The sequence below is a fragment of the Duganella phyllosphaerae genome (genome assembly GCF_001758785.1).
GTDB classification, from domain to species: Bacteria; Pseudomonadota; Gammaproteobacteria; order Burkholderiales; family Burkholderiaceae_D; genus Rugamonas; species Rugamonas phyllosphaerae.
On record NZ_LROM01000027.1, the window covers coordinates 1 to 8,071 of the forward strand.

General features: G+C 63.7%; 6 protein-coding genes. All 6 read right to left on the bottom strand.

The window, feature by feature from the left end:
• Positions 1-1,940, bottom strand: a 1,940-nt coding sequence (locus tag DUPY_RS01855; RefSeq protein ID WP_229255207.1) for a type IV pilus assembly protein FimV, incomplete at its 3' end; no start/stop codon positions are given.
• A 198-nt stretch (positions 1,941-2,138) separates the two neighbouring features.
• Complete coding sequence (gene asd / locus DUPY_RS01860; protein ID WP_040377917.1) at positions 2,139-3,266, bottom strand: aspartate-semialdehyde dehydrogenase; 1,128 nt, start codon at positions 3,264-3,266, stop codon at positions 2,139-2,141.
• Between the two features lie 91 nt (positions 3,267-3,357).
• On the bottom strand, positions 3,358-4,431 hold the full coding sequence (gene leuB / locus DUPY_RS01865) for a 3-isopropylmalate dehydrogenase (protein ID WP_070246001.1): 1,074 nt from the start codon (positions 4,429-4,431) through the stop codon (positions 3,358-3,360).
• Positions 4,432-4,454: 23 nt separating this feature from the next.
• On the bottom strand, positions 4,455-5,102 hold the full coding sequence (gene leuD, locus DUPY_RS01870) for a 3-isopropylmalate dehydratase small subunit (protein ID WP_070246002.1): 648 nt from the start codon (positions 5,100-5,102) through the stop codon (positions 4,455-4,457).
• A 20-nt stretch (positions 5,103-5,122) separates the two neighbouring features.
• Positions 5,123-6,526 (bottom strand): 3-isopropylmalate dehydratase large subunit, encoded by a 1,404-nt coding sequence (leuC, locus tag DUPY_RS01875; protein WP_070246003.1) that lies wholly within the window; start codon positions 6,524-6,526, stop codon positions 5,123-5,125.
• A gap of 214 nt (positions 6,527-6,740) precedes the next feature.
• On the bottom strand, positions 6,741-8,071 hold a 1,331-nt coding region (locus DUPY_RS01880; protein WP_070246004.1), incomplete at its 5' end, for a chemotaxis protein CheA.

Genomic DNA, 8,071 nt, shown 5'->3' on the forward strand with positions numbered 1-8,071 from the left:
GCGCCGAAGCCGTCGGCGCTGTCGGCGTCAGGGCTGGCGTACAGCGGGTTGCCCGGCTCGAGCTCGCGGCCCATGTGCGCCGCCTGCGTCCATTCGTCGCCCTGCCCGCGCGTGAGCGAATACAGTTCCGATGCCTGGCTCTCGAAGGACCGGGCGTCGTGGCGGTTGGCGTAAATTTCCAGCAGCTTCAGGCGCACAGCATGGCGCTCGGGGTGGTTACGCAGCGCTTCCTTGAGGATTTCCTCGGCTTGCGCGTCGCGACCGTAAGCGATGTACACATCGGCTTCGGCCACGGGATCGACTTCGTTATTGTCGAGCTGACTGGCGGACGGGGCAAACTGGTTATCCGCGCGGGTGTCGAAGACGCTGTGGTCGTCGCCCGCCACCGGCTCGACTGCGGCAGCGAAAGCGGTACCGGCGGCAGCGGCTGGCGCTGCCGGCGCCGGATCCCAGGCCGGCGCAGCAGCGAGGCCGTCGGGGCCCGACTCGTCGCGCGGCACCACGAATTTGCGGCGGCGCGCGGCCATGACGGCCAGCGCAGCCACCACGGCCACCAGCAAGGCGGCCACCAGCAACCCCACCATTTGCGAATTTGCCATCAGCTTGTCGAGCAGTCCAGGCTCCTCGAGCTTACGCGGCGGAATCACCGGCGCCATCTTGGTCGGGGCCGGGGCAGCAGCTACCGGTGCAGCCGGTGCAGCCGGTGCAGCGGGCACGGCAGGTGCAACCGGCGCGGTGGCGGCCGACTTGCTCTTGACCTCCATCAGCTTCTCGAGGTCGTTGACGTTCTTTTCCAGTTCCTTGACCCGCGACGAGGCGTCGTCGACCTGCTTCTTCTGGGCGATCTTGTCTTCGACGGCGGCGCCGGTCTTGCCTTCGCCCGGCTTGTCGGCCGTGGCCTTGGACAAGGTAAGCTTGTCGCGCGCGGCGTTGATTGCGTTCGGCTTTTCCTCGACTTTGGCGGTGATCTTGCCCGACGAGTTCTGGCCGGTGCCGGCATCCTTCGACGGCGTGCTGTTGGCGACCTGCCCGGCCAGGCGGGCGCGATAGGCGTTGAAGTCGCGCGCATGCGCCACCACCACGCCGCGCGCTTCGGACCGGGCGGCGGCATTGGCGTCAGCGGAACGGACGGCGCCGGCATCGGGCACGGCCAGCACCTGGCCCGACTTGAGGCGGTTCATATTGTTGCCCATGAACGCTTCCGGGTTGGCGCGGTACAGCGCCACCAGCATCACGTCGAGCGACACATCGACCGGCTTGACCTGGTTGGCGATGCCGGTCAGGGTGTCGCCGCGCTTGACGGTGACTTCCTCGACGGTGGCCTTGGCCGCCGGCCTGGCCGCCTTGGCGGCAGCAGCAGCGGACTCTCTAGCCGCGACTGGCGCGGTGGTGCCAGTGGTGCCAGTGGTGCCAGTGGTGCCAGTGGTGCCAGTGGTGCCAGCGGTGCCAGTGGTGCTGGTGGGCGTGCGAGCCGGGCCCAGGTCCACCGGCGCGGCCACCTGCGGCGACTGCGCGTTGCGCATTTCGGGCGGGTCGAGCAGGAAGGTGTATTCGCGCACCATGCGCCCGCCATTCCAGTTGAGCTCCAGCAGCAGGTCGACAAACGGTTCGTTGAGCGGCTGGCTCGACGACACCCGCACCACCTGGCGGCCGTTGCGCCGCTCGACCTCGAAGCGCAGCGCGGACAGCGCGGGGTTGAAGTCGATATTGGCGGTGCGGAAGGCCTCGGCTGGCGCCAGTCGCACCGACAGGCCGCTGGCCTCCTCGGGGGTGACTGCGCTCAGTTCGATTTCGGCGCGCAGCGGCTGGCCCAGTGCGGACAGCACGGTGAGCTTGCCCAGTCCAGCAGCGTGAGCCGATATCAATACTGCGCTGGCAACGGCGCCGACAAGGGTTTTCAACGCGAATGAGACGATGCTGGAGCGATTGTTTACGGACATAGTGGGCGGCAGTGGTAACGACAAATGGTTGGCAGAGGGAAAATGTTACTTTCCCAGATATATCAACATAACATCATGGCCCTACCGAGGCAAGCGTTGTACGTCCGCAGGCCACAACCCCGCATACTTTATACGTCAAAAAGGGGGTTTTCCTATCAGAATACATAGGAAAACCCCCTTCTGTTCAGAGCGATGGGCTTACGCGTCGAGCACGATGCGCAGCATGCGGCGCAGTGGTTCGGCCGCGCCCCACAGCAGCTGGTCGCCCACCGTGAAGGCCGACAGGTAGTCCGGCCCCATGCTCATCTTGCGCAGGCGCCCCACCGGAATGGTCAGGCTGCCGGTCACCGCTGCCGGCGACAGGTCTTTCACCGAGGCTTCACGGGTGTTCGGCACGACCTTGGCCCACTGGTTGGCAGACGCGATGATGTCGGTGATTTCGTCGAGCGGCACGTCGCGCTTCAGCTTGATGGTCAGCGCCTGCGAGTGGCAACGCATGGCGCCGATGCGCACGCACAGGCCATCGACCGGGATCGGCGTGGAACCGAAGTCCGCGCCCAGGCCCAGGATCTTGTTGGTCTCGGCGCCGGCTTTCCACTCTTCCTTCGACTGGCCGTTACCGAGGTCCTTGTCGATCCACGGGATCAGGTTGCCGGCCAGCGGCGCGCCGAACTGCTTGATCTCGTCAGCCGACAGGCCGTGCTGGGTGGCCAGCACCTGGCGGTCGATTTCCAGGATGGCCGAGGCCGGATCGTCGAGCAGCGGCTTGACCGCGCCGTTGATGGTGCCGAACTGGGTGAGCAGTTCGCGCATGTGCTGGGCGCCGCCGCCCGAGGCCGCCTGGTAGGTCATCGAAGTCATCCAGTCCACCAGGCCATGCTGGAACAGGCCGCCAAGGCCGATCAGCATGCACGACACCGTGCAATTGCCGCCGATGTAGTTTTTCACGCCCTTGCCCAGCGCGTCCTTGATCACGTGCATATTGACCGGATCGAGCACGATGACCGCGTCTTTTTCCATGCGCAGGGTCGATGCCGCATCGATCCAGTAGCCGTTCCAGCCGGCCGCGCGCAATTTCGGGAACACGTCGCTGGTGTAATCGCCGCCCTGGCACGAGATGATGATCTCGCACTTTTTCAGTTCGTCGATATCGGTGGCGCTTTTCAGTTTGGTTTCATTTTTTGCCATCGCCGGGGCATTGCCGCCCGGGTTCGATGTCGTGAAGAACACCGGTTCGATATGGGCGAAATCGCCCTCTTCCTGCATGCGCTGCATCAGGACCGAACCCACCATACCACGCCAACCTACGAGACCTACGAGTTTCATTTTTAATCCTTGAATATTATTTATACGATACGCCACCTGCATGACACCACCGCGTCATCCCCGCCTGCGCGGGGATGACGGCTTTGCGGCCTCAGGCTGCCAGCGCTTTCACCACCGCGTTGCCCATCTCTGCCGTACCCACTTTCGTGGTGCCCGGCTCGAAGATGTCGGCGGTGCGCAGGCCCTGGGCCAGCACCGACTTGACGGCGGTTTCGATGCGATCGGCCTGCTCGTTCTTGTTGAACGTATAGCGCAGCATCATGGCGGCCGACAAAATCGTCGCCAGCGGATTGGCGATGCCCTTGCCGGCGATGTCGGGCGCCGAGCCGTGCGACGGCTCGTACAGGCCCTTGTTGTTGGCGTCGAGCGAGGCCGATGGCAACATGCCGATCGAACCGGTGAGCATCGCTGCGCAGTCGCTGAGGATGTCGCCGAACATATTGCCGGTGACGATGACGTCGAATTTCTTCGGCGCGCGCACCAGCTGCATGGCGGCGTTATCGACATACATGTGGTCGAGCGCGACGTCCGGGTATTCTTTGTGCACGTCGGTGACGATGTCCTTCCAGAACTGGAACGTCTCGAGCACATTGGCTTTATCGACGCTGGTGAGGCGCTTGCCGCGCTTTTGCGCGGCCTGGAACGCCACGTGGGCGATGCGGCGGATTTCGCCTTCGGCGTAGCGCATGGTGTCGAAACCTTCGCGCTGGCCCTTGAACGGACCGTCCGGGCACTCGCGCACGCCGCGCGGCTGGCCGAAATAAATGTCGCCGGTCAGTTCGCGCACGATCAGGATGTCCAGGCCCGACACCACTTCAGGTTTTAACGTGGAAGCGCCGGCCAGTTCCGGGTACAGGATGGCCGGACGCAGGTTGCCGAACAGGCCCAGCTGCTTGCGCAGGCCGAGAATGGCTTGCTCGGGGCGCAGTGCACGTTCGAGATTGTCGTACTGGTAGTCGCCCACCGCGCCGAACAGCACGGCGTCGGCGGCCTTGGCCAGCGCCAGCGTGCCTTCTGGCAGCGGGTGGCCGTGAGCCGCGTAGCCGGCGCCGCCGACGGGGGCGGTTTCGAGCTCGAACGATTCGCCGAGCACGTTGAGGACTTTGACGGCCTGTTCAATGATTTCCGGGCCGATGCCGTCGCCCGGGAGGATTGCGATTTTCATGTGTTCTGTCTCAAGGTTCTGTCTCAGATAACGTTGGCCAACCAGGGTTGGGTTGCCAGATGGCGCTCTTCGAAGCCGCGGATAACGTCGGCATGACGCAGGGTCAGGCCGATATCGTCGAGCCCGTTCATCAGGCAATATTTGCGGAAGGCGTCGATCTCGAAGGGATACGAGACGCTGCCGTTGCTGGTGGAAATGCGTTGCTCTTCAAGGTCCACCACCAGGCGGTAACCGGGGAAGGCCTTGACTTCATTGAACAGATGATCGATCTGCGCTTCGGGTAAAACGATCGGCAGCAAGCCGCTCTTGTAGCAATTATTAAAGAAGATGTCGGCAAACGACGAGGCGATGATCGCGCGGAAGCCGTACTGGTCCAGCGCCCACGGCGCGTGCTCGCGCGACGAACCGCAACCGAAGTTTTTACGGGTGAGCAAAATTGATGCGCCCTGGTAACGCGCTTCGTTCAGCACGAAGTCAGGGTTCAGCGGGCGGTTGCTGTTGTCCATGCCCGGTTCGCCGTGGTCGAGGTAGCGCCACTCATCGAACAGGTTGGGGCCGAAACCGGTGCGGTGGATCGACTTCAAAAACTGCTTGGGAATGATGGCGTCGGTGTCGACATTGGCGCGGTCCAGCGGCGCGACCAGGCCTTCATAAATGGTAAATTTTTCCATGATCTCGTTCGGTAGGTTGGTCAGCGCACGCCGCGCACGTCGACAAAGTGGCCGGCAATGCCGGCAGCGGCGGCCATCGCCGGCGACACCAGGTGGGTGCGTCCGCCCTGGCCCTGGCGGCCTTCGAAATTGCGGTTCGACGTGGAAGCGCAGCGCTCGCCCGGTTCCAGGCGGTCGGCGTTCATCGCCAGGCACATCGAGCAGCCGGGCTCGCGCCATTCGAAGCCGGCATCCTTGAAGATGCGATCGAGGCCTTCGCGCTCGGCCTGCTCCTTGACCAGGCCCGAACCCGGCACCACCATCGCCAGCTTCACGTTGGACGCGCGCTGCTTGCCGCGCACCACGGCAGCAGCCGCACGCAAGTCTTCGATGCGCGAGTTGGTGCAGGAACCGATAAACACCTTGTCGATGCGGATGTCCTCGATCGCCGTGTTGGGCTTGAGGTTCATGTACACCAGCGCCTTTTCCATGGCGTCGCGCTTGACGCTGTCTTTTTCCTGGTCGGGATCCGGTACCCGGCCATCGATCGCCACGACCATCTCGGGCGAGGTGCCCCAGGTGACCTGCGGCTTGATCTGGGCGGCGTCGAGCGTGACCACCAGGTCGAATTTCGCGCCAGGGTCCGAGTGCAGCGTGCGCCAGTAGTTGACGGCCAGGTCCCAGTGCGGACCGGCGGGCGAGAACGGCCGGCCCTTGACGTAATCGATGGTGGTGTCGTCCACGCCGATGATGCCGGCGCGCGCGCCCGCTTCGATCGCCATATTGCAGACCGTCATGCGCCCTTCCATCGACAGCGCACGAATGGTGGAACCGCCGAACTCGATACAGTAACCGGTGCCGCCGGCCGTGCCGATCTTGCCGATAATGGCCAGCACGATGTCCTTGGCGGTGACGCCGGCCGGCAGCGCGCCGTCCACCTGCACCAGCATGGCTTTCGATTTCTTTTGCAGCAGCGTTTGCGTGGCCAGCACATGCTCGACTTCGGACGTGCCGATGCCGTGCGCCAGCGCGCCGAACGCGCCGTGGGTGGACGTGTGCGAGTCGCCGCAGACCACCGTCATGCCCGGCAAGGTGGCGCCCTGCTCCGGTCCGATCACGTGGACGATGCCCTGGCGCTTGTCGTTCATGTTGAAGTACGTGAGGCCGAACGCCTTGGCGTTCTTGTCGAGCGTTTCCACTTGCAGGCGCGAGACCGGATCGGCAATGCCGTCCACGCGCGCGGTGGTCGGCACGTTGTGGTCGGCCACGGCCAGGTTGGCCGAGACGCGCCACGGTGTGCGGCCCGCCTCGCGCAAGCCGTCGAAGGCTTGCGGACTGGTCACTTCGTGTACCAGGTGGCGGTCGATGTAGAGGATCGTGGTGCCGTCTTCTTCGGCCTTGACCACGTGCGAGTCCCAGAGTTTGTCGTAAAGCGTCTTCATCATGATGTGTGCAGCTACAGCCTGTGTGAGTGATGCTGTTTGATTATGCCATAGTGTGCAAATGGAAAGCAGCCGCCGGAGGCTGGCCTCGTGAGCCCGCGCGGTTCCGCTGATTCCCTGCCTTGGCTATGGCGCCCAAAAAATTCTGTAAAAAAAACTGCGAAAAAAAAGCCTGCGTGAACGCAGGCTTTTGATGTTGCTGGCTCGGTCTACCGACTCAAGCCGCCATGCGTACACTACCTCGACAACCATCCATTAGGAACGATAGGCCGACTACCAGTACCAGTTCGCCTTCGGCCGAACGCGCGGTACCGGTAATGCCCTCGACGGTAATCGCGGTCATCGGTTTAATTACCAGGTCGGCAGTGCCATCGACCGCTTCCACGGCCAGGATGTATGGCTGTGGTGCAGAGACAACAATACCGACCTTCTCGCGGCAGCTCTCGTAGCCGAGCGAGTCGGCCAGCGAGCGCACCGGCAGTGGACGACCCTGGTCCTTGAGGACCGGAGCGCCGCCCACTTCCATGAACACTTCCGGCAACTCCACCACGCGTTGCACCACCGCCATCGGCAGCGCCAGCGCCGCGCCCGAGGTGGACACCAGCATGGTCGGCACGATCGACAGCTCGATCGGCAGGCGGATCGAGAACTTGGTGCCCTTGCCGAGGCCGGACTCGATATTGATCGCGCCACGGTTTTTCTCGACAGCGGTTTTCACCACGTCCATGCCCACGCCACGGCCCGACACGCTCGACGCCACTTCCTTGGTCGAGAAGCCCGGCAGGAACACCAGCTGGTAGCACTCCTCGGTGGTCAGGTTGGCCGATTCGCTGATCAGCCCCTTTTGCTGCGCCTTGGCGCGCAACATCACCGGGTCCATGCCCTTGCCGTCATCCTGCAGCACGATCATCACGCTGTTGGCTTCCTGCCACGCCTTGAGCGAAATATACGACTTGGCGGGCTTGCCTGCAGCTAAGCGATCGGCCGGCGACTCCACGCCGTGGTCTAGCGAATTGCGCAACATGTGCACCAGAGGATCATACAGGCTGTCCACGACCACGCGATCGACTTCGGTCTCCGCGCCTTCGATGGTCAGTTCCACTTCCTTGCCCAAATCCTTGGCCAGCTCGCGCACCAGGCGCGGGAATTTCTGGAACAGGCGGCCCACCGGCTGCATGCGGGTGGCCAGCGTGGCGCGCTGCAACTCGGTCGAGTAGCGCGACGCCCGTTCCAGTGTTTCTGCCAGCGTGGCCATCAGGGTTTGTGCCTGGCCCTCGAATTTGAACTGCATCAGGCGTTCGAGCAGCACGGCAGCCTGGTTGGCGGCCTGCACCGATTCGCCCGCCACTTCGAGCAAGGCATCCAGTTTAACAGCATCGATGCGAATCGACTCTTCTTTGGCGGGGGCGCTTTGCGGACGTTCGTCACGTTTTTCCGGCGCTTCGCGGCGAGCAGCCACGACTGGTACCACCTCGGCAGTGGCTGCGACCGGCGCAGTAGCGGCAGAGGCAGCAACAGCAGGCGCGACCACTGCGGCGACCGGTACTG